At 67.4% G+C, this 19,995-nt stretch carries 20 protein-coding genes; 12 read left to right on the top strand and 8 right to left on the bottom strand.

Going from position 1 to position 19,995, the window contains the following annotated elements; translation table 11 throughout:
- Positions 1-21: 21 nt before the first annotated feature.
- Positions 22-693 (bottom strand): hypothetical protein, encoded by a 672-nt coding sequence (locus N5D20_RS00805; RefSeq protein ID WP_197654809.1) that lies wholly within the window; start codon positions 691-693, stop codon positions 22-24.
- Positions 690-2,108, bottom strand: a complete 1,419-nt coding sequence (locus N5D20_RS00800) for an MFS transporter (RefSeq protein ID WP_279915054.1) — start codon at positions 2,106-2,108, stop codon at positions 690-692. The genes N5D20_RS00805 and N5D20_RS00800 overlap by 4 nt, the downstream gene beginning before the upstream one ends.
- Positions 2,109-2,214: 106 nt before the next feature.
- Between N5D20_RS00800 and N5D20_RS00795 the strand changes: the two genes are divergently transcribed.
- Positions 2,215-3,099 carry a LysR family transcriptional regulator gene (locus N5D20_RS00795; RefSeq protein WP_019337039.1) on the top strand — a complete coding sequence of 295 codons (885 nt, stop codon included), beginning with the start codon at positions 2,215-2,217 and terminating at the stop codon, positions 3,097-3,099.
- Positions 3,100-3,170: 71 nt separating this feature from the next.
- Here N5D20_RS00795 and pip read toward each other — a convergent pair whose 3' ends face one another.
- Complete coding sequence (gene pip, locus N5D20_RS00790) at positions 3,171-4,112, bottom strand: prolyl aminopeptidase (protein ID WP_014646006.1); 942 nt, start codon at positions 4,110-4,112, stop codon at positions 3,171-3,173.
- Positions 4,113-4,160: 48 nt separating this feature from the next.
- On the bottom strand, positions 4,161-5,018 hold the full coding sequence (prmC, locus tag N5D20_RS00785) for a peptide chain release factor N(5)-glutamine methyltransferase (RefSeq protein WP_279915053.1): 858 nt from the start codon (positions 5,016-5,018) through the stop codon (positions 4,161-4,163).
- Positions 5,019-5,372: 354 nt separating this feature from the next.
- Between prmC and ahpC the strand changes: the two genes are divergently transcribed.
- The 5 genes from ahpC to N5D20_RS00760 all read left to right on the top strand — a co-directional run bounded on the left by ahpC (position 5,373) and on the right by N5D20_RS00760 (position 10,337).
- The gene (gene ahpC, locus N5D20_RS00780; protein ID WP_279915052.1) at positions 5,373-5,936 is read left to right on the top strand and encodes an alkyl hydroperoxide reductase subunit C; all 564 of its coding nucleotides are present in this window, start codon (positions 5,373-5,375) and stop codon (positions 5,934-5,936) included.
- 225 nt (positions 5,937-6,161) lie between these two features.
- Entirely contained in the window at positions 6,162-7,754 is a 1,593-nt protein-coding gene (gene ahpF, locus N5D20_RS00775) for an alkyl hydroperoxide reductase subunit F (RefSeq protein ID WP_279915051.1), read from the top strand.
- Positions 7,755-7,839: 85 nt separating this feature from the next.
- Positions 7,840-8,802, top strand: coding sequence for a LysR substrate-binding domain-containing protein (locus N5D20_RS00770; RefSeq protein ID WP_010481807.1), 963 nt, complete (start codon positions 7,840-7,842; stop codon positions 8,800-8,802).
- A 123-nt stretch (positions 8,803-8,925) separates the two neighbouring features.
- Positions 8,926-9,330 (top strand): nucleoside diphosphate kinase regulator, encoded by a 405-nt coding sequence (gene rnk, locus N5D20_RS00765; protein WP_005408156.1) that lies wholly within the window; start codon positions 8,926-8,928, stop codon positions 9,328-9,330.
- A 50-nt stretch (positions 9,331-9,380) separates the two neighbouring features.
- A complete protein-coding gene (locus N5D20_RS00760) occupies positions 9,381-10,337 on the top strand; it encodes a transaldolase (RefSeq protein WP_279915050.1) in 957 nt (318 codons plus the stop codon).
- Between the two features lie 588 nt (positions 10,338-10,925).
- Here N5D20_RS00760 and msrA read toward each other — a convergent pair.
- Complete coding sequence (msrA, locus tag N5D20_RS00755) at positions 10,926-11,591, bottom strand: peptide-methionine (S)-S-oxide reductase MsrA (RefSeq protein WP_049411663.1); 666 nt, start codon at positions 11,589-11,591, stop codon at positions 10,926-10,928.
- Between the two features lie 30 nt (positions 11,592-11,621).
- Entirely contained in the window at positions 11,622-11,885 is a 264-nt protein-coding gene (locus N5D20_RS00750; protein WP_010481810.1) for a DUF2007 domain-containing protein, read from the bottom strand.
- Between the two features lie 154 nt (positions 11,886-12,039).
- Between N5D20_RS00750 and N5D20_RS00745 the strand changes: the two genes are divergently transcribed.
- The 6 genes from N5D20_RS00745 (at position 12,040) to N5D20_RS00720 (ending at position 17,413) form a co-directional block, all read left to right on the top strand.
- Complete coding sequence (locus tag N5D20_RS00745) at positions 12,040-13,788, top strand: glutamine--tRNA ligase/YqeY domain fusion protein (protein ID WP_010481811.1); 1,749 nt, start codon at positions 12,040-12,042, stop codon at positions 13,786-13,788.
- Between the two features lie 43 nt (positions 13,789-13,831).
- Positions 13,832-14,485, top strand: a complete 654-nt coding sequence (locus N5D20_RS00740) for a membrane protein (RefSeq protein WP_010481813.1) — start codon at positions 13,832-13,834, stop codon at positions 14,483-14,485.
- A gap of 50 nt (positions 14,486-14,535) precedes the next feature.
- On the top strand, positions 14,536-15,258 hold the full coding sequence (locus tag N5D20_RS00735) for a DUF6348 family protein (protein WP_010481815.1): 723 nt from the start codon (positions 14,536-14,538) through the stop codon (positions 15,256-15,258).
- 98 nt (positions 15,259-15,356) lie between these two features.
- Entirely contained in the window at positions 15,357-15,917 is a 561-nt protein-coding gene (locus tag N5D20_RS00730) for a nucleoside deaminase (RefSeq protein ID WP_004154307.1), read from the top strand.
- Positions 15,901-16,968 carry a 23S rRNA (cytidine(2498)-2'-O)-methyltransferase RlmM gene (rlmM, locus tag N5D20_RS00725; protein WP_279915049.1) on the top strand — a complete coding sequence of 356 codons (1,068 nt, stop codon included), beginning with the start codon at positions 15,901-15,903 and terminating at the stop codon, positions 16,966-16,968. The genes N5D20_RS00730 and rlmM overlap by 17 nt, the downstream gene beginning before the upstream one ends.
- 49 nt (positions 16,969-17,017) lie before the next feature.
- On the top strand, positions 17,018-17,413 hold the full coding sequence (locus N5D20_RS00720; protein WP_019337027.1) for a hypothetical protein: 396 nt from the start codon (positions 17,018-17,020) through the stop codon (positions 17,411-17,413).
- A 107-nt stretch (positions 17,414-17,520) separates the two neighbouring features.
- Here the strand turns inward: N5D20_RS00720 and N5D20_RS00715 are convergent, their stop codons facing one another.
- Complete coding sequence (locus N5D20_RS00715; RefSeq protein WP_043398105.1) at positions 17,521-18,702, bottom strand: UbiH/UbiF family hydroxylase; 1,182 nt, start codon at positions 18,700-18,702, stop codon at positions 17,521-17,523.
- Positions 18,699-19,907: a 2-octaprenyl-6-methoxyphenyl hydroxylase gene (gene ubiH, locus N5D20_RS00710; protein WP_049411660.1), complete on the bottom strand. Its 1,209-nt coding sequence runs from the start codon at positions 19,905-19,907 to the stop codon at positions 18,699-18,701. Before ubiH ends, N5D20_RS00715 begins: the two co-directional genes overlap by 4 nt.
- Positions 19,908-19,995 lie beyond the last annotated feature (88 nt).

The following is a 19,995-nucleotide window of genomic DNA, read 5'->3' as shown; positions in this document are numbered from 1 at the left end:
GCCGCCGGGCATGGCCCGGCGCTACCGCAGCGTAGGCGCGTCCATCCACGGGAACGGTTTGAAACCCTGAACCTGCAGCGTTGCGCCGACGGCGGTGAAATCATCCTTGAACGCCTGCGCGCGGCGACGATCCAGCGCTTTACCCAGCACCAGCGGCAACGCGCGGCAGCACGCCAACGCCTCGCCCACCGGGATCTCCAGAAGGCGCGCCACGCGCTGCGCCGCCGCTTTGATCTGCGCCTCCGGGCACGCGTTCAATGCCATATCGAAGGACGCGAAGATGCCTGTGCCCACACCCGCCTCGCGTGCAGCCGCCTGTTCCGCAGCTTCCGCTTCGCCCAGGGCCTCGTCGATACCCTCGACCTGCTGGAACGCGTCGTACTCGGCGTAGTACGCCAGCGCCTGTGCGTAGTCCTGCAGCGACGACAGCGGGCGTTGCCGCTTCTGCACATCCAGCACGTCGGCAAACGTAGCCGGTTCCAGATACGGGAACAGCCCCATCGCTGCCGAAGCGGCCGATCGCTCGCCATCGTCATCCAGCGCTTCATCACTGGATGACGGCAACCACAGCCGTGCCGCCAGCAGGTCCTCGTCGCTGGCCATCACCCAGCCGAAGGCGTTCCACACCTCATCATCATCGTTGCAGGCGGCGAAGGCATGCAGGGTCTGTCGCAGGTCCAGCAGTTCGATCATGCGTCGGTGCTCAGGCAGGCGGTCGCTGCCGAGTCTACCGGCGCCGGGCGTAGGCCCAGCGCGATCACCACGCCGAGCGCGGCGAACAGCGCGGCGCCGTACTGTGCATTGACCATGCCCTGCAGGGCATCGGGACTGGTTGCTGCCTGCGTGCCGCGCGCGGCGTTGGCGATCATCACCAGTACCGCCAATCCCAAGGCGCCGCCGATCTGCTGGGCGGTGGCCGCCATGCCGGACGCGACACCTTGCTGCGGTCCCGGCACCCCCTGCCCGGCCACGATCCACATCGCCGTCCAGCTCATGCCCTGGCCGATGCTGAGCACCACGATGCCCGGCAGCAGCGGCCAGTAGCCGGCGCCATGCGGCATTGCCAGCGCCACCGCGGCGATGCCGATGGCACCGGCGGCGAAGCCCCGGGCCAGCACCTGCCGTGGCGAACGGCGCCGCAGCATGCGTTCGGCAATACGGATGCCGAAGGTGCACACCAGCGTCGGCAGCAGGAACGCCATGCCAGCCTGCAGCGGGCTCCAGCCATAGCCATCCTGGAAGTACAGCGCCAGGAAGTAGTACTGCACGCCGTAGCTGCTCATGAAGGCAAAGGTCAGGCCCAGTGCCGCGCGCAGGCCGGGCAGGCGCAGCAGCGAAAACTGCATCAGCGGATCACGGCTGCGCTTCTCAATCTGCACGAACACGGTCAGCAGTACCGCTGAAAGCAGCAGGCAGATGAGCGTGGCCGGCGCCGTCCAGCCCCACTCCGGCCCTTGCACCAGGGTGGTAACCAGCAGGCTGCCGCCGGCGGTGACGGTGAGGCAGCCGGCCAGGTCGAACGAGCGCCCCTGCACTCGGGGACCATCGGCCGGCAGCCAAGCACCGGCGGCGACGGCGCAGGCGGTGGCCAACGGCACGATCACCGCCAGCACCGCCGGCCAGCCGAATGCCTGGGTCAATACGCCACCCAGAAGCGTGCCCAGCGCCAGGCCGACAGCGCTGGCCATGCTCCAGATCGCCAGCGCGCGGTTGCGCACCGGGCCTTCGGCGTACAGCGTGTTGATCAATGCCAGCGTAGCCGGGAACAGCAGCGCCGCACCGACGCCCTGTGCGGCACGCGCGATGATCAGCAGGGTCGCACTCGGCGCCAGCGCACCAAGCAGCGAGGCCAGTGCGAACAGCAGCATGCCCAGCCGGTAGAAACGGCGGCGGCCGACCAGGTCGGCGGCACGGCCCCCCAGCAGCAGGCTGCCGCCGAAGGCGACGGTGTAGGCACTGACCACCCATTGCAGCTGCTGCGCATTGATCTGCAGCGCGCGGCCCATGTCGTGCAGGGCGACGAAGATGATGGTGGCGTCCAGGGCGATGATCAGCTGCGCGGTGGCCAGCAGGGTCAGCGCCCAGCGCGGGTATTTGAGGGGAGGCATCGGCGGGTTGGAGCGGTGGGGGGAGCGCAGTCTCATTGATGCGGACAACTCAATAAACCCCCTGCCGCCCATATCTGTCATGATTTTCAGCATGAATGCAGCCTCGATGGACCTCAATGCGGTGCGCATGCTGGTGCAGGTCGCCGAAGCACGCAGCTTCACGGTGGCCGCCGGCCAGCTCGGCCTGAGCCAGTCCGGCCTGTCCCGCGCGATCGGCCGGCTGGAGGCCACGCTGGGGGTGAAGCTGCTGCAGCGGAATACCCGCAACGTGGCGCTGACCCCGGATGGCCGCCAGTTCGTGGAACAGGTGGCCCCCCTGCTGGCCGGCCTGGACGATGCCGAGCGGCAACTGGCCGACCGCCCGTGCACGCCCTCGGGCACGTTGAAGATCAGTGCGCCGTCGATGTTCGGGCGCAAGGTGCTGGTGCCGATGCTGGCGCCGTTGCTGCAACAGCATCCGCAGCTGCAGGTGGAAGCCGTGCTCAGCGACCGCCTGGTCGATCTGGTTGAAGAAGGTTTCGATGCCGCGCTGCGCACCGGCGTCATCGCCGATCAGCGCATCGTCGCGCGGCCCTTGCGGCCGCTGCGCTGGGTGACGGTGGCCAGCCCCGCCTATCTGGCCCGCTGTGGCGCACCGGGCGATGTAGCCTCGCTGCAGGATCACGCCTGCCTGGCGGTGCGCAACCTGCGCAGTGGCCGGCTGGTGGACTGGCAGTTTCTGCAGGACGGGCAACTGCGTGAGGTCACACCACCGACGCGGATGGTGTTCGACAGCGGCGATCCGCTGGTGGAAGCGGCCATCGCCGGTATCGGCATCGTGCAGGTGATGGATTTCGCGGTGGCCGATGCGTTGGCCGACGGCCGCCTGCAGCGCGTGCTGCAGCCCTTCGAGGGCCGCAGCCGCGAACTGTCGTTGATCTACCCGCCGTCGCGCCAGCATTCGCCGAAGCTTCAGGTGCTGGCCGACGCGTTGTTGGCCGGGGACTGGTAGCGCCGGCCGCTGGCCGGCGTCTGCGCGATCCAACCCTTTCCCGGTTGCCGGCCAGCGGCCGGCACTACCGATCAGGCAAAGCTATCGGTGGCGCGTACCAGCGCATCCACGTTCTCGGCTTCGAACGCCGAATGACCCGAGGCCGGGGTGATTTCCAGCTTCGCCTTCGGCCATACCTTGGTCAGGTCCCAGGCGTTGGCCAGCGGGCAGACCACGTCGTAGCGGCCGTGCACGATCACGCCCGGAATATCGGCGATGCGGTGCGCGTCGCGCAGCAGCTGGTCTTCCACTTCGAAGAAGCCGCCGTTGACGAAGTAGTGGTTCTCGATGCGGGCAAACGCCAGCGCGAAATGCGGGTCTTCGTGGCTGTTGATGAAGTCATCATCGACATGCAGGAAGCTGGTCGCGCCTTCCCACACCGCCCACGCCTTGGCCGCTTCCAGGCGGGTGGTTTCGTCGTCGCTGGTCAGGCGGCGGTGGAAGGCCGAGATCAGGTCATGACGCTCCACCGACGGAATCGGCTTCAGGTAGTGCTCCCACGCATCCGGGAACAGGCGGTTGGCGCCTTCCTGGTAGAACCATTCCAGCTCCCAGCGACGCAGCATGAAGATGCCGCGCAGGACCAGTTCGGTCACACGCTGCGGGTGGGTTTCGGCGTAGGCCAGGGCCAGGGTCGAGCCCCAGCTGCCACCGAACACCTGCCAGCGATCGACCTTGAGGTGTTCGCGCAGCTTCTCGATATCGGCAACGAGGTCCCAGGTGGTGTTGTCCACCAGATCCGCGTGCGGGGTGGAACGGCCGGCACCGCGCTGGTCGAACAGGATGATGCGGTACTTGGACGGGTCGTGGAACTGGCGCATCTTGTCGCTGCAGCCGCCGCCCGGGCCACCGTGCAGCATCACCACCGGCTTGCCGTCCGGGTTGCCGCACTGTTCGAAGTACAGGGTGTGGCGATCGTCGACCTTCAGGGTGCCGACGTCGTAGGGGGTGATGGCGGGGTACAGCGTACGCATGCGTGCAGCTCCAGGGTGATGCCCTGCCGGGGCAGGAGAACCTCCATTCTAGGCCGGACGCCGGCCCAGGGTGATGCGGTCGCGCTGCTCCAGGTCCTGCACGGTCTGCACCTCGACAAAACCCGCCGCGTCGAACAGCGCGCGGATCGCCTCGCCCTGGTCCCAACCGTGCTCGATCAGCAGCCAACCATCAGGCAGCAGGTGGGCCTGGCCACCGTCGACGATGCGGCGGATGTCATCCAGGCCATCCGGACCCGAGGCCAGCGCGGTGGCCGGTTCGAAGCGCAGGTCACCCTGTTCCAGGTGCGGGTCGTCGCTGGCGATGTACGGTGGGTTGCTGGCAATCAGGTCAAAACGCGCGCCCTGCAGCGGCGCATACCAGTCGTGCCCGCCCTCGGCGAAGCGCACGTTGCGCAGTTCATGGCGCGCGGCGTTGCGCTTGGCCACGGCCAGCGCGCCCGGGCTGGCATCGGTGGCCAGCACCTGCGCCTGCGGCCGCTCGCTGGCCAGCGCCAGGGCGATCGCACCGCTGCCGGTGCCGAGGTCGGCCACCTGCAGGTCGCGATTGGCCGGCAGGCGCTCGAGCGCCAGTTCCACCAGCAGCTCGGTTTCCGGGCGCGGAATCAGCGTGGCTGGGTCGACCTCCAGGTCCAGCGTCCAGAAACCGCGGCGGCCGGTCAGGTAGGCCACCGGCTCACCGGCCACGCGGCGGGCCAGCAGTGCTTCGAAGGTGGCCTGATCGGTGGACGGCAGCGGGTCGGTGGCGTGCGCGAACAACCAGCTGCGCGGGCGCTCCAGTACGTGCAACAGCAGCAGTTCGGCCTCGTGGCGGGCGTCGATGCCGCCCAGGCGGGCGCTGGCCTCGGCCACGATCTGGCGCAGGGTGGGTTCGGTTTGGGAAGACATGCCTCAATTGTAGAGCCGAGCCCATGCTCGGCTACTTCTGGAACAGTCGAGCGTAGGCTCGGCTCTACAGGTCCACCGTCGAGCATGGCTCGACGCTACAAAAAGCTGGAATCCGTTCAGGTTTCGCCAGAGGGTATAAGGAGGGGCTATCAGCCCTCTTCACACATCCCGGGCGATTTTCCTTGTCACACAAGCAGTTGCAGGATGGGAGCGGCATGGTTCAGTGCTGGCTCATGGCCTTTTGATAGACTCCATCTATCAAATAGATGCAATCAATGGATTGTTCTTATCGCCAGCGAGTCGGTAACCTAGCTCCTGTCGATTCACCCACTCCCCTTCACCAGAGGAAAAACGATGTCCCTGATCAACACCCAGATCCAGCCGTTCGAAGCCAACGCTTACCACAATGGCGAGTTCATCAAGGTTTCCGACGCCAGCCTGAAGGGCCAGTGGTCCGTCCTGATCTTCATGCCGGCCGCCTTCACCTTCAACTGCCCGACCGAGATCGAGGACGCGGCTGACCATTACGCCGAGTTCAAGAAGGCCGGCGCCGAGGTCTACATCGTCACCACCGACACCCACTTCTCGCACAAGGTGTGGCACGAAACCTCGCCGGCCGTCGGCAAGGCCCAGTTCCCGCTGGTCGGCGACCCGACCCACAAGCTGACCCGTGCCTTCGGTGTGCACATTGAAGAAGAAGGCCTGGCCCTGCGCGGCACCTTCATCATCAACCCGGAAGGCGTGATCAAGACCCTGGAGATCCACTCCAACGAGATCGCCCGTGACGTGTCCGAGACCCTGCGCAAGCTGAAGGCTGCCCAGTTCACCGCCGCCAACCCGAACCAGGTCTGCCCGGCCAAGTGGAAGGAAGGCGAGAAGACCCTGACCCCGTCGCTGGACCTGGTCGGCAAGATCTAACGCAGTACCGGCCTGCCGTGGCCCCACGCCACGGCGCGCCTTTCATCCCCGTGCCGGTCCCCCCGCCGGCGTGGGGGTGAACCCAAGACAGCCAACGCGCGCCAGCCTTGGCCAGCCAGCCCCTTCCACGGTCGCTGTCTTGGGTTCACCCCTACCCCCTGCTGGTCCGCTACCTTCTACAGCGGTGCCACGCCCCCTGTTTGCCTGAAGCCAGGAGATGACCCGATGTTGGACGCCAACCTGCAGTCGCAGCTGAAGACCTATCTGGAGCGCGTGACCCGCCCGATCCAGATCACCGCGCACGCCGACGACGGCGCCAAGTCGCAGGAAATGCTGGAACTGCTGCAGACCCTGGAAAGCCTGTCGGACAAGATCTCGCTGCAGGTGCTGCGTGACGGCCAGGGCCGCGTGCCGTCCTTCGACCTGGGCACCCCGGGCCAGGACATCCACCTGACCTTCGCCGGCCTGCCGATGGGCCACGAGTTCACCTCGCTGGTGCTGGCGCTGTTGCAGGTGGGCGGCCACCCCTCCAAGGCCACTGCCGAGCTGATCGAGCAAGTGCAGAACCTGGAAGGCGAGTACAAGTTTGAAACCTACTTCTCGCTGTCCTGCCAGAACTGCCCGGACGTGGTGCAGGCGCTGAACCTGGCCGCCGTGCTCAACCCGCGCATCCAGCACGTGGCCATCGATGGTGCCCTGTTCCAGGACGAAGTCGAGAAGCGCGAGATCATGTCGGTGCCGACCGTGTACCTCAACGGTGAAGTCTTCGACCAGGGCCGCATGACCCTCGAGCAGATCGTGGCCAAGCTGGACACCAACGCCAGCAAGCGCGATGCCGAGAAAATCGCCGCCAAGGACGCCTTCGACGTGCTGGTGGTGGGCGGTGGCCCGGCTGGTGCGGCAGCAGCGATCTACGCCGCACGCAAGGGCATCCGCACCGGCATCGCCGCCGAGCGTTTCGGTGGCCAGGTGCTGGACACCATGGCGATCGAGAACTTCATTTCGGTGAAGGAGACCGAAGGCCCGAAGCTGGCCACGGCGCTGGAACAGCACGTGCGCGAGTACGAGGTGGACATCATGAACCTGCAGCGCGCCAGCGCGCTGGTGCCGGCCGGTGAAGACGGCCTGGTGCAGGTGCAGCTGGAGAACGGCGCGGTGCTGAAGTCGCGTTCGGTGATCCTGTCCACCGGCGCACGCTGGCGGCAGATGAACGTGCCGGGCGAGGACCAGTACCGCAACAAGGGCGTGGCCTACTGCCCGCATTGCGATGGCCCGCTGTTCAAGGGCAAGCGCGTGGCGGTGATCGGCGGCGGCAACTCCGGTGTGGAAGCGGCCATCGACCTGGCCGGCATCGTGTCGCATGTGACCCTGCTGGAATTCGATTCCAGCCTGCGCGCCGATGAAGTACTGCAGAAGAAGCTGCGCAGCCTGGCCAACGTCACCGTGCTGACCAGCGCGCAGACCACCGAGGTGCTGGGCGACGGCAGCCGTGTCAGCGGCCTGGTCTACAAGGACCGCGTCGGCGGCGACGCCCACCGCGTCGAGCTGGAAGGCATCTTCGTGCAGATCGGCCTGCTGCCCAACACCGAGTGGCTGAAGGACACCGTGGCGCTGTCGCCGCGTGGCGAGGTCGTCATCGACGACCGCGGCCAGACCAACCTGCCGGGTGTGTTCGCTGCTGGCGATTGCACGACGGTACCCTACAAGCAGATCATCATCGCCATGGGCGCCGGTTCGACCGCCGCACTGAGCGCGTTCGACCACCTGATCCGCTCGTCGGTGAGCAGCAGCAGCGGTGCCGTTGCTGAAGCTGCCTGATCCACCGTTCCCAGATCACCGGGAACATTGTCTGCCTGTCGGGTAACCAAGCCGTCAGCCGGTCCGTTACCCCTGGGGTGTAAGGATGAACCTACGTGATCTGAAGTACCTGGTAGCCCTGGCCGACCACAAGCATTTCGGCCGGGCTGCCGCCTCCTGCTTCGTCAGCCAGCCAACGCTGTCCACGCAGATCCGCAAGCTGGAAGAAGAGCTGGGCCTGCCGCTGGTGGAACGCGCACCGCGCAAGGTGATGCTGACCCCGGCCGGCCAGGAGGCTGCCGCGCGGGCGCGGGTGATCGTGTCCGAAGTGGAACAGCTGAAGGAAGCGGCGCGACGCAGCCGCGACCCGGAAGCCGGTACGGTGCGCCTGGGGATCTTCCCGACCCTGGGCCCGTACCTGCTGCCGCATGTGATCCCGCGCATCCGCGATCGCTTCCCGGAGCTGGAACTGCTGCTGGTCGAGGAAAAGAGCGATGTGCTGCTCGACCGCCTGCGCGAAGGCAAACTCGATGCTGCGCTGCTGGCCCTGCCGGTGATCGACGACCAGCTGCACGCCGAGTTCCTGTTCGAAGAACCGTTCCTGCTGGCTGTTTCCGGGCGCCACCCGCTGGCCCGTCGCGAACACCTGGACGTGCAGGAACTGGCCACGCAGAAGCTGCTGCTGCTGGAAGACGGGCATTGCCTGCGCGACCAGGCACTGGAAGTCTGCCGCCTGTTCGGCGCCAACGAGAAGTCCGAGTTCCGCGCCACCAGCCTGGAGACGCTGCGGCAGATGGTTGCCGCCGACGTCGGCATCACCCTGCTGCCGAGCCTGTCGGTGCAACCGCCGGTCCCGCGCTCGAACAACATCCGCCTGCTCGATTTCACCGGCGAAGGCCGTCCCAGCCGCCGCATCGCCATGATCTGGCGCCGCAGCTCGGCCATGAACGACTTCCTGATGGAGCTGGCCGACCAGTTCAAGCGCCTGCCGCAGGCGCTGTTCACCCTGGAGGCGGTCAACACCGCCGGCGACACTGCCGCCCTGCCCGGCCCCGCGCTGAACGGCTGAGCCCCCGCAGTACCGGCCTGGAATCGGCAGGAGTCGATTCCGGCCGCATTTGTCCCCACAATACAGACAGGCGGCGCCAGCAGGTGCCGCCTTTTGCATGGCTTTCAACCAAGGAGCTTCACCATGAGTACCGCCAGCGGCCTGCCGCCGTCGATCACCGTTTCCACCTTCGACATGGACCGCCTGGACGCCATGCTCGAATCCCCTGCGCTGAGCCAGACGCCTGCCGCGCTCGCGCTTGCTGAAGAACTCAACCGTGCCACCGTGCTGGCACCGGACCAGATTCCCGAAGGCATCGTCATGATGCATTCGCGCGTGGAGTGCGAAGATGAAGTCTCGGGCGAGAAGCACGTCCTGACGCTGGTCTTCCCCCGCGAAGCCAACGTCGATGAAGGCAAGGTTTCCGTGCTGGCCCCGGTCGGCAGCGCCCTGCTCGGCCTTTCGATCGGCCAGAGCATCGACTGGAACGCGCCCGGCGGCCGCAAGCTGCGCCTGCGCGTGACCGCGGTCCACAACGACCGCCCCTGATTACCGCTGCGCACCGCGCGCGATTCGATCCCCCTGCACCAGGAGCCGTAATGAGTACCCCGTCCAAACTGTCCCAGCTGCGCGAACTGTCCGTGGTCGTTGCCGATACCGGTGACTACGACGCCATCAAGCGCCTGCAGCCGGTGGACTGCACCACCAACCCGACCCTGGTGAAGAAGGCGCTGGACCTGCCGGTCTACGCCGAGCTGATCGAACGCGAACTGGCCTGGGGCCGCCAGCAGAGTGGCGACCGCGAAGCCGTGGTGCATGCCGTGGCCGACCGCCTGACCATCGGCGTCGGCGCGCTGCTGAGCACGCTGGTGCCGGGCCGCGTGTCCACCGAAGTGGATGCCGACCAGGCTTACGACACCGCCGCCACCGTGGCCAAGGCCCGCCAGTTCATCCAGATGTACGCTGATGCAGGCGTGCCGCGCGAGAAGATCCTGATCAAGATCGCCGCGACCTGGGAAGGCGTGGAAGCCGCGCGCATCCTGCAGGCCGAGGGTATCGACTGCAACCTGACCCTGATCTTCAACCCGACCCAGGCGCTGGCCTGCAGCGAAGCCGGCGCGTTCCTGATCTCGCCGTTCGTCGGCCGCATCCTCGATTGGTACGTGGCCAACGGCCAGACCCCGGCCAGCATCGACGAAGACCCGGGCGTGAAGTTCGTGCGTGGCGTGTATGCCGAATTCAAGCGTCGCGGTTCGTCGACGGTGGTGATGGGTGCCTCGTTCCGTTCGACCGCGCAGATCGAAGCACTGGCCGGCTGCGACCGCCTGACGATTTCGCCGGACCTGCTGGAGAAGCTGGACGCCGACCACGGCGAGCTGCCGCGCAAGCTGGTGGCCGGTGCCGCCGACGGCGTGGCGGTGACCCCGATCGATGCAGCGAAGTTCGCGGCGGATCTGGCGGCCGATCCGATGGCGACCGAGAAGCTGGCGACCGGTATCGATGCGTTTGCCAAGGATCTGCAGGCGCTGCGCGAGCGCATCCGCGCGGCACTGTGACGATTCCGGCCAACGGCTGAGCCCCTCGTGGCGGGGGGCTTGGTCGCGAAGAGCGGGTCATGTGGTTGGCAGGGTGGGTAGGCCGTGCAGGGGACGCTGCAAGTACGTCCCTGTAAGCTCGGTCGCCGCATCCATGCGGCTCACGCCCCTGCACGGCCTACCCACCCTGCCTTCGACAGTTTCCTGCGGCCGCCCGCCACGGAAGAAGGAAAGAAGAGCAACAGCGGGTCGCGCGCTTCGCTTGCTCGGAGCCGAGCATGGCTCGGCTCTACAAGGGCAATGCAGAACCAAACAAAAAGGACGCGGCGAACGCCGCGTCCTTTTTGTTTTCCATTAGTTCGTCAGTAACCCAATGCTGTTGCCCACCGTCACCGGGAAACTGTCGAAGGCGGGACGGGTGCAGATGGCGGGACCGTCCACGGCATGGATGCCGTGGCCGAGCCCCCAGGGATGGGTTCACGGCGTGTCCCGCCATCTGTACCCGTCCCGCCAAACCCACAGTAACCCAGAGCCGCTTTGGCTTTGGCTTTGGCTTTGGCTTTGGCCGTTGCTTTCAGCTTCTGCCCGCCGCAGGCGGACCACCGCGCGTCAGCGCGGCACCTCCACATCCAACCCGATCGGGCAGCTCACGCCGGTGCCACCAATCCCGCAGTAACCGTTCGGGTTCTTCGCCAGGTACTGCTGGTGGTAATCCTCGGCGTAGTAATACTCAGGCGCCGGATACACGATCTCGGTGGTGATCGGGCCGTAGCCAGCCGCGTCCAGCTGCGCCTGGTAGGCCTCGCGGCTGACCAGCGCTGCCTTGTACTGCGCCTCGTCGGTGGCGTGGATCGCCGAGCGGTACTGGGTGCCGGTGTCGTTGCCCTGGCGCATGCCCTGGGTCGGGTCGTGGCTCTCCCAGAACAGCTGAAGCAGCCGCTCCAGGCTCACCACCGCCGGGTCGAACACCACCTGCACCACTTCGGTGTGGCCGGTCAGGCCCGAGCAGACCTCTTCATAGGTCGGGTTCGGGGTAATGCCGCCGGCATAGCCGACCGAGGTGCTGTACACGCCCGGTTCGGTCCAGAACTTGCGCTCGGCGCCCCAGAAGCAGCCCAGCGCGAAACGGATCTGCTGCAGGCCGGCGAAACGGTCCTTCAGCGGATGGCTGTTCACGAAGTGCTGGTTGCTGTGCAGCGGCAGCGGTTGGTCACGCCCCGGCAGTGCTTCTTCCGGGCGCGGCAGGCGCTGCTTGAAGGCGCCGATGCCGAGGATGCCCTGGCCAATTCCCAACATGATGCGCTCCTACGCCGGAAGTCCGGCTATGTCGTCTGCATCTGAGATGGGGGCGTCCGGCGCGTGGCCCAAGTCCAGCGCCGCCACGATGTCCTCGGCCTGCGGCCGCGCCGCGTCGGGGATGCCCACCCGCAGCACGCCGAACAGCGGCAGCTCGCCCATGCCACCCAGCAGCGACTCGCCGAACACGAAGGCCGGGATGCCGGCATCTTCCAGCGCGTGCTTGACCAGGTGGGCGTCGAACAGGTTGTCGGCCTTGTACACGATGTGCATGCGGCGGCTCCATGGGACATGGGGTCCAGCATACGCCCGGGGGCTGAATGGTGGTGGTGACGGCGCGTGACCATTCCGCCGGCCAGCCCTACCGGGCAGCCCTGCCCCGTACGCGCTAGACTGTTGGTCTTTCTGCCTTTCTTTTCGCCGACTCATGTCCGAGCACACCCCCGCCAGCCCCGAGACCCCCGCCGACAGCCACGAAAAGCGCGATTTCATCCGCCAGATCGTGCGCGAGGACCTGGCCAGCGGAAAGCACCAGGCGATCAAGACCCGCTTCCCGCCGGAGCCGAACGGCTACCTGCACATCGGCCACGCCAAGTCGATCTGCCTGAACTTCGGCATCGCCGGTGAATTCAGCGGCGTCTGCAACCTGCGTTTCGACGACACCAACCCGGCCAAGGAAGATCCGGAATACGTGGCCGCGATCCAGGACGACGTGCGCTGGCTGGGCTTCAGCTGGAACGAGCTGCGCCACGCCTCGGACTACTTCCAGACTTATTACCTGGCCGCCGAGAAGCTGATCGAACAGGGCAAGGCCTATGTCTGCGACCTGTCGGCCGAGGAAGTGCGCGCTTACCGCGGCACCCTGACCGAGCCGGGCCGCCCGTCGCCGTGGCGCGACCGCAGCGTCGAGGAAAACCTCGACCTGTTCCGCCGCATGCGGGCCGGTGAATTCCCGGATGGCGCGCGTACCCTGCGCGCCAAGATCGACATGGCCAGCGGCAACATCAACCTGCGCGATCCGGCGCTGTACCGCATCAAGCACGTCGAGCACCAGAACACCGGCAACGCGTGGCCGATCTACCCGATGTACGACTTCGCCCACGCCCTGGGTGATTCGATCGAGGGCATCACCCACTCGTTGTGCACGCTGGAATTCGAAGACCACCGCCCGCTGTACGACTGGTGCGTGGACAACGTCGATTTCGCCCATGACGATGCACTGACCCAGCCGCTGGTCGACGCCGGCCTGCCGCGCGAAGCAGCCAAGCCGCGCCAGATCGAGTTCTCGCGCCTGAACATCAACTACACGGTGATGAGCAAGCGCAAGCTGATGGCGCTGGTCACCGAACAGCTGGTGGACGGCTGGGAAGACCCGCGCATGCCGACCCTGCAAGGCCTGCGTCGCCGTGGCTATACCCCTGCGGCGATGCGCCTGTTCGCCGAGCGCGTGGGCATCAGCAAGCAGAACTCGCTGATCGACTTCAGCGTGCTGGAAGGCGCGCTGCGCGAAGACCTGGACAGAGCCGCGCCGCGCCGCATGGCGGTGATCGATCCGGTCAAGCTGGTGCTGACCAACCTGCCGGAAGGCCACGAAGAACAGCTGACCTTCAGCAACCACCCGAAGGACGAGAGCTTCGGCAGCCGCGAAGTACCGTTCGCACGCGAAGTGTGGATCGACCGCGAGGACTTCGCCGAAGTACCGCCGAAGGGCTGGAAGCGCCTGGTCCCCGGTGGCGAAGTGCGCCTGCGCGGCGCCGGCATCATCCGCTGCGATGAAGTGATCAAGGATGCCGACGGCACCATCACCGAGCTGCGCGGCTGGCTGGATCCGGAATCGCGTCCGGGCATGGAAGGCGCCAACCGCAAGGTCAAGGGCACCATCCATTGGGTCAGCGCCGTGCACGGTGTGCCGGCCGAGATCCGCCTGTATGACCGCCTGTTCTCGGTGGCCAATCCGGACGACGAATCGGAAGGCAAGACCTACCGCGACTACCTCAACCCGGAATCGCGCCGCACCGTCACCGGCTATGTCGAGCCGGCCGCGGCCAGCGCCGCGCCGGAGCAGTCGTTCCAGTTCGAGCGTACCGGCTACTTCGTGGCCGACCGCCGCGACCACACCGAGGCCAAGCCGGTGTTCAACCGCAGCGTGACCCTGCGCGACACCTGGTCGGCCTGAGGACCTGCGCGGGCGCCGGGAAGGCGCCCGCACGAACCCTACGATGATCACCGCCCTTTCCGCCCTGCTCTGGTTCATCTCGCAGCATCCGCTGCTGACGTTCTTTTCGGCGATGGTGCTGGCCGGGCTGGTCTCGTGGTGGCGGCGCTTTCCGGGCTACGCCATCGTGGTGTTCCCGCTGGCGATGCTCAACATCTTCCTCGGCCACTTTCTCAACGCCGCCTTCCTCAACGTGGTGGGCGAGCGCGGTGAAGCGGTGATCGTGAAGTCCGAGCGGACCAGCTCGACGATGAACGAGCAGTACATCTGGCGCTACGAAGCGGTACTGCGCACTGCAGAAGGCCGCGATGTGGAAGTGGTGTTCCACACCAACACCGCCTCGCTGTGGCCGCTGGAGAACGCGATCCGCATCCCGGCGCCCGACCAGCCATTCGTGGTGAAGTACACGCCGGGTTTCCCGCGCAACTTCGTCATCCTCACCAACGAATCCCCGCACGGCATCGCCCAGGCCCGTGCCACTGCGCGCGAGCGCGTGGAGGTGGCGGCACGCAAGCTGCACTTCAGCCCGGGCAATGCCGGTTTCCGCGCGGACTATCGCCGCGAGCTGGAAACCTGGCTGCGCGACCACGGCAACGATCCGCAGCAGCAGCCCGACGCGCTGCGATATCGCGCCGAACTCGACGCGCTCGACCGCTAGATCCCCAGGCCCTGCCTGGATGTTTCACCCCATCCACCCACAGGCCTGACATGACCACGACCTCCGCCGCCCTCCTCCCGCTGCTGCAGCAGGTCCTGCAGGACGCCGGCATCGCCAGTCGCGTCGACGGCGGCGCGCTGCTGCTGGACAGCGGCCTGCGCCTGACACCGCATGCGATGGCGGCACACGCGCGCGACAACGGCGGCTGGCAGACCTCCACGGTCATCGAGATCGAGCACCCCGTGCTGTTCGCCGATGGCCTGTTCGAGTACCAGCACGCCAACGGTGCCGATGAGCAGGCGTCGCTGCTGTCCGGCTTCCAGACCTGGGTGCGGGTGGATCTGGCGACCCTGCAGACCGCGATCGGCGCCGAAGATGCACAGGGCCTGCCGATGCTGGGCCTGACCTATCCGGCCAGCGACGACGGCGAGGAACACGAACGCACCGTGGTGCTGGGGCCGTTGGCGCACTACCGCGCGCAGGAGGTGGATGCCTCCACCTGCAGCGAGGACGACCACGGTTCCTGCCCCTGCTGTCTGTTCACCAAGAGCATGGACGCCTTCGACGACCTGCTGAAGGCGCGCCAGTTCCTTGCCATCCGCCTGTTCGCCTCGCGCGACGCCGATGGCCTGTGCGAGGCCGATTGCCGGGTCAACGGCCACGACTTCGCCGGCGCCCTTCCCCTGCTGCGCGCCTACGCGGCCAGCTGGCCGCAGGCCGGGCTGGAATTCCGCAAGCAGTACGTGGTGATCCGTACCGGTTCACCGGGCTGATCCGCCGCCACACCCGATACAGGCCGGTGCAGCTACACTGCGCGCCGGTTTCCCAAGCAACCGCACTTTCCTCCATCCCACTACGAGGCACCCCCGCGATGCTGTACGCGCAAGTCCACCTGACCCTTCCCGCCTGGATCCACGACCAGATCGACCTGGATCGTCGATATCCGGGCGATGAAGCCAAGGTCGCGCTGGCGATCGAGCTGTCGCGGCTGAACGTCGAACACGCCAGTGGCGGCCCGTTCGGTGCCGTGGTGTTCGGCCCGGATGACAAGGTCATCGCCGCCGGCGTGAATCGGGTGATGCCGCATGCGACCTCGCTGGCGCACGCCGAGAACATGGCCTACATGCTGGCCCAGCAGCGCCTGCAGACCCCGCGCCTGAACGCGGTGCTGTCGCCGGTCACCCTGGCCACCAGCTCGCAGCCGTGCTGCCAGTGCTACGGCGCCACCGTATGGGCCGGCATCGACCGCCTGCTGATCGGCGCCAACTCGGCCGACGTCGAGGAACTGACTCCGTTCGACGAAGGCCCGCTGCCGGCGGACTGGGTGGGTGAACTCAACAAGCGCGGCATCGAAGTCGTGCAGGGCTTGAACCGCGACGCTGCGCGCAGCGTGCTGCGCGCCTATGGGGAAAGCGATGGCGCCCGTTACTGAAACCGGCATCGGCCTGCTGTGCCTGTGCCGGCAGGGCTTCGAGCCCGAGCTGGCCGGCGAGCTGCAGTTCCGCGCCGGTGAAGCCGGTTTCGCCGGCTACGCGCGCACCCAGCGCAATGACGGCTACGTGCTGTTCATGTGCGACGAGGCGGCTGCGCTGGCACCGCGCCTGCGCTGGCGCGAGCTGATCTTCGCGCGGCAGAAGCTGGTGGTGCTGGCCGAACTGCCGCAGCTGGACCCGGCCGACCGCATCACCCCGATGCTGGAGGTGCTGGCCGATGCGCCGCGCTTCGGCGACCTGTGGGTGGAACACCCGGATTCGGATGCCGGTAAGCCGCTGTCCGGCCTGGCCCGCGCCTTCGGCAACGCGCTGCGCCCGGCGCTGCGCAAGGCCGGCAAGCTGACCGACAAGCCCAATACGCGCCTGCCGCGCCTGCACGTGGTGTTCGTCGACGGTACCCACGCCTTCGTCTGCGTGGCCGACCCGGCCGACAGCGCGCCGTGGGCGCTGGGCATCCCGCGCCTGAAGCTGCTGCCCGAAGCGCCTTCGCGTTCGGCGCTGAAGCTGGACGAAGCGCTGCTGACCCTGCTGACGCCGGAAGAGCGCGAAGCGCTGGCCAAGCCCGGCATGCGTGCGGCCGACCTGGGCGCCGCACCGGGCGGCTGGACCTGGGTGCTGACCCGCCAGCACATGCACGTACTGAGCATCGACAACGGTCCGCTGCGCCAGCACGTGCTGGACACCGGCCTGGTCGAGCACCTGCGCGCCGATGGCTTCCATTGGCATCCGGAGCAGCCGCTGGACTGGATGGTCTGCGACATGGTCGAGCAGCCGCGGCGCGTGGCCGAGCGCATGGCCACCTGGTTCCGCGAAGGCTGGTGCCGGCACGCGATCTTCAATCTGAAGCTGCCGATGAAGAAGCGCTGGGACGAAACCCGCTTGTGCCTGGACCTGTTCCAGGACCAGGCCGGCAAGCCGCTGGTGGTGCGCGCCAAGCAGCTGTATCACGATCGGGAAGAAATCACGGTGCTGGCCTCGCCGCTGCGCTGAACCCATTGCATCCGCCGGGCATGGCCCGGCGCTACCGGGGAACGGAACCATGCGCTACCACTCGCTCACCCTGCTGATCACTTTGCTGTCAGCCGCACCGGCCATGGCCCAGCACCTGCCGCACACCCCGGCGCAGAGCCAGCCGCTGGGCCCCACCGGCGGCGCGATCCGCCAGCAGCCACTGGATGCCGGTCGGGTCAGCGGCAGCGTCGAGATTGCACAGCCGGCCGGCGAGGCACAGGTGACGGTGCGTTCGCTGGAGCCCAGCAGCGTGGTTGGCCAGTACCGCATCCACTTCGCCGCGCTGGATGTGAACGGCGATGGTTTCATCAGCCGCGAGGAAGCGCAGGCAAATCCGGCACTGGCCGATGAGTTCAATGCATTGGACGTGAAGCGTCGCGGCAAGCTGGATCGTGCAGACCTGGCCGGTTGGCTGGTCGACTGAAAAAAGGGACGGAGGGGATCAAGTCGTTTGTGGCACAAACGACTTGATCCCCTCCGTCCCTTTTTTTGTTCACTGATGCCGGAAGCGTCGTGCGGCATGTATTCCGCTTACACCCCAGCGGCGCGCTTCCAGAACGCCTGCACCAGCGGCGGCCATTTGCCGACACAGCCCAGCGCACGACCGCGGGCCAGGGTCAGGTGCATTTCGTCGTTGGAGAACAGGCGGTTGATCGCATCGAAGCTGTAGGCGGCGATGTGGTTGTCGCTGCGCCGTTCGCGCGCCCAGCGCTGCAGGCGCTGCGGCGACAGCCGCGGCTGGCCCCGACGCTCGGCGGACGGCGCCAGCCACTGCTGCAGGGCGGCGACATCGCGCAGCCCCAGGTTCACGCCCTGCCCGGCCAGCGGATGCACCACATGTGCGGCATCGCCCAGCGCCAGCACGCGGCCGGCCACATAGTGACGGGCCAGCTGGCGGCGCAGCGGGAACGCCGCACGCGGCGAGGCCAGACGCAGTTCGCCCAGGCGTGCAGCGAAGGCGCGGGTCAGTTCGCGGTTGAAGCTGTCCTCGTCCAACGCCAGCACGCGAGCCGCTTCATCCTCGGGCAGGGTCCAGACGATGGAGCTGCGGCGCTCGGCCACCGGCAGCAGCGCCAGTGGACCGCTCGGCAGGAAACGCTGCCAGGCCGTGGCCTGGTTGGGAAGATCGCTGTCCACGTAGGCCACCACGCCACGCTGGTGGTAGTCATGCTTTTCAACCTCGATCCCGGCCAGCTGGCGCAGGGTCGATTCGGCACCGTCGGCGGCCACCGCCAACGCCGCTTCCAGGCGGCGACCGTCATCCAGGCGCAGGCGCACGCCATCCTCGTCCTGCTCCAGTGCTTCCACCCGTGCCGGGCAGTGCAGCTGCACGCCCGCCGCCGGCAGCGCCGCCCACAGGCGGTCCTGCAGCAGGCCGTTCTCGACGATGTAGCCCAGTTCGCGCCGGCCGAAACGATCAGCGTCGAACAGCAGATCCTCGCCACCGGCCGCGTCCCACACCTGCATGCGCCGGTAGGGCCAGGCGCGGGCCTGCGCGATCGCCGGCCACACGCCCAGGCGGTTCAACAGCTGCACGTTGTCGGCGGCAAAGGCGAACACGCGCAGGTCAGGCTGTGCGGCCTGCCACGGCGCCGGTTCACGGCCTTCCACCAGCGCAACCGACAGGCCGGCATCGGCCAGCGCCAGCGCACACGCGGCACCGACCACGCCACCACCGACGATGGCCACATCAAGACGCGTGCGCCGGCTCATGCGGCTTCTCCACGGCACAGGCGCGGCACGTCGCCACGGAAGCCCATCGCGCCACCGACCAGCATCGACTGCACCGACGCGCGTTGCGCGGCCACCAGGCCGAGGCTGCGCAGCGGCCGCATCAGCGGCGCCGGGTTGCTGGTCAGGCGTGCCAGCCCACCGGAGAACGCCACCGTCTGCCGGCGGTCTTCCTCGCGGCGCGCGGCGTAGGCCTGCAGCAGTGCATCACTGCCGGCATCCTCATGCGCATCCTCCAGCAGCTCGGCCAGGGTCAGCGCATCGCGCAGGCCCAGGTTGAAGCCCTGTGCACCCAGCGGATGAATGGTCTGCGCGGCATTGCCCAGCAGTACCGTGCGTTCACCGGCCAGCGCGCGCGCCAGTACCTGGATGAGCGGATAAGCACTGCGTGGACCGGATTCGAGCAGGCGGCCGGCACGCCAGCCGATCGCGTTCTGCAGGCGTTGCAGCCACGCCGCATCGTCCAGCGCCATCACCGCATCGGCGTGGTCGCGCGCTACGCCATGCACGGTGCCGAAGTGACGATCGCCACGCGGCAGCAGGGCAGTCGGGCCGGTATCGGTGAACCGCTCCCAGGCCGTGCCGTCCGGCGCGCGCTGGCTGCGCACGCGGGCCACGAACAGGGTCTGCTGGAAATCATGGCGGTCGACCTCGATGCCCAGCGCGCCACGCACGCCGCTGGTGGTGCCATCGGCCCCCACCACCAGACGTGCCAGCAGCACGCGTTCACCCGCCTCGTCAGCCACCCGCACCTGGCGGTAGCCGTCCACCACCTCGCCCAGTCCCAGGAACCGCATCGGCCGATAACGGCGCAGGCGCGGCAGCTCCTGAAGCCGCGCTTCCAGCGCCTGGCCGAAATCGCGCGCGACCACCACCTGGCCGAACCACGGCCGGTCGTAATCGGCCGCTTCGAGCTGCACACGGCCGAAATCGCCGGCACGACTGACATGGATGCGCCGGATCGGGCCCGGTGCCATCGCCAGCTTCTGCATCACCCCCAGCGCGGTCAGCGCATTGACGGTGGCAGCGGCGAAACTGAGATTGCGCTGGTCGAACACCGCAGGCAGCTCGCCGGCCGGGCTGGCCTCGAGCAGGCCCACGTCGCGGCCCAGGCGGTCCAGGGCAATGGCCAGGCTGGCACCGACCAGGCCACCACCGACGATCAGCACGTCATGTCGTTCACTCATGTGTTCATGATACGCGCTCGTCCCGACTGTACGCCGAACGGGCGGCACCTGCGCCAACCTGCGCGGCGGGCTAGAATGAAACCTGAAT

Source organism: Stenotrophomonas sp. GD03877, from assembly GCF_029840555.1.
GTDB classification, from domain to species: Bacteria; Pseudomonadota; Gammaproteobacteria; order Xanthomonadales; family Xanthomonadaceae; genus Stenotrophomonas; species Stenotrophomonas geniculata.
Note: the sequence above shows the minus strand (reverse complement) of the source record. Positions and strands in the feature narration are given on the sequence as shown.

What these genes read in the sequence shown, in the direction of transcription:
- ahpC (WP_279915052.1), top strand. Translation starts at nt 5,373, where the DNA reads ATGTCCCTGATCAACACCCAGATCCAGCCGTTCGAAGCCAACGCTTAC.
- pip (WP_014646006.1), bottom strand. Translation starts at nt 4,112, where the DNA reads ATGCGTACGCTGTACCCCGCCATCACCCCCTACGACGTCGGCACCCTG.
- N5D20_RS00800 (WP_279915054.1), bottom strand. Translation starts at nt 2,108, where the DNA reads ATGCCTCCCCTCAAATACCCGCGCTGGGCGCTGACCCTGCTGGCCACC.
- rnk (WP_005408156.1), top strand. Translation starts at nt 8,926, where the DNA reads ATGAGTACCGCCAGCGGCCTGCCGCCGTCGATCACCGTTTCCACCTTC.
- N5D20_RS00735 (WP_010481815.1), top strand. Translation starts at nt 14,536, where the DNA reads ATGACCACGACCTCCGCCGCCCTCCTCCCGCTGCTGCAGCAGGTCCTG.
- prmC (WP_279915053.1), bottom strand. Translation starts at nt 5,018, where the DNA reads ATGTCTTCCCAAACCGAACCCACCCTGCGCCAGATCGTGGCCGAGGCC.
- N5D20_RS00720 (WP_019337027.1), top strand. Translation starts at nt 17,018, where the DNA reads ATGCGCTACCACTCGCTCACCCTGCTGATCACTTTGCTGTCAGCCGCA.
- ubiH (WP_049411660.1), bottom strand. Translation starts at nt 19,907, where the DNA reads ATGAGTGAACGACATGACGTGCTGATCGTCGGTGGTGGCCTGGTCGGT.
- N5D20_RS00740 (WP_010481813.1), top strand. Translation starts at nt 13,832, where the DNA reads ATGATCACCGCCCTTTCCGCCCTGCTCTGGTTCATCTCGCAGCATCCG.
- N5D20_RS00805 (WP_197654809.1), bottom strand. Translation starts at nt 693, where the DNA reads ATGATCGAACTGCTGGACCTGCGACAGACCCTGCATGCCTTCGCCGCC.
- N5D20_RS00760 (WP_279915050.1), top strand. Translation starts at nt 9,381, where the DNA reads ATGAGTACCCCGTCCAAACTGTCCCAGCTGCGCGAACTGTCCGTGGTC.
- N5D20_RS00750 (WP_010481810.1), bottom strand. Translation starts at nt 11,885, where the DNA reads ATGCACATCGTGTACAAGGCCGACAACCTGTTCGACGCCCACCTGGTC.
- N5D20_RS00730 (WP_004154307.1), top strand. Translation starts at nt 15,357, where the DNA reads ATGCTGTACGCGCAAGTCCACCTGACCCTTCCCGCCTGGATCCACGAC.
- rlmM (WP_279915049.1), top strand. Translation starts at nt 15,901, where the DNA reads ATGGCGCCCGTTACTGAAACCGGCATCGGCCTGCTGTGCCTGTGCCGG.
- ahpF (WP_279915051.1), top strand. Translation starts at nt 6,162, where the DNA reads ATGTTGGACGCCAACCTGCAGTCGCAGCTGAAGACCTATCTGGAGCGC.
- N5D20_RS00715 (WP_043398105.1), bottom strand. Translation starts at nt 18,702, where the DNA reads ATGAGCCGGCGCACGCGTCTTGATGTGGCCATCGTCGGTGGTGGCGTG.
- N5D20_RS00795 (WP_019337039.1), top strand. Translation starts at nt 2,215, where the DNA reads ATGGACCTCAATGCGGTGCGCATGCTGGTGCAGGTCGCCGAAGCACGC.
- N5D20_RS00745 (WP_010481811.1), top strand. Translation starts at nt 12,040, where the DNA reads ATGTCCGAGCACACCCCCGCCAGCCCCGAGACCCCCGCCGACAGCCAC.
- N5D20_RS00770 (WP_010481807.1), top strand. Translation starts at nt 7,840, where the DNA reads ATGAACCTACGTGATCTGAAGTACCTGGTAGCCCTGGCCGACCACAAG.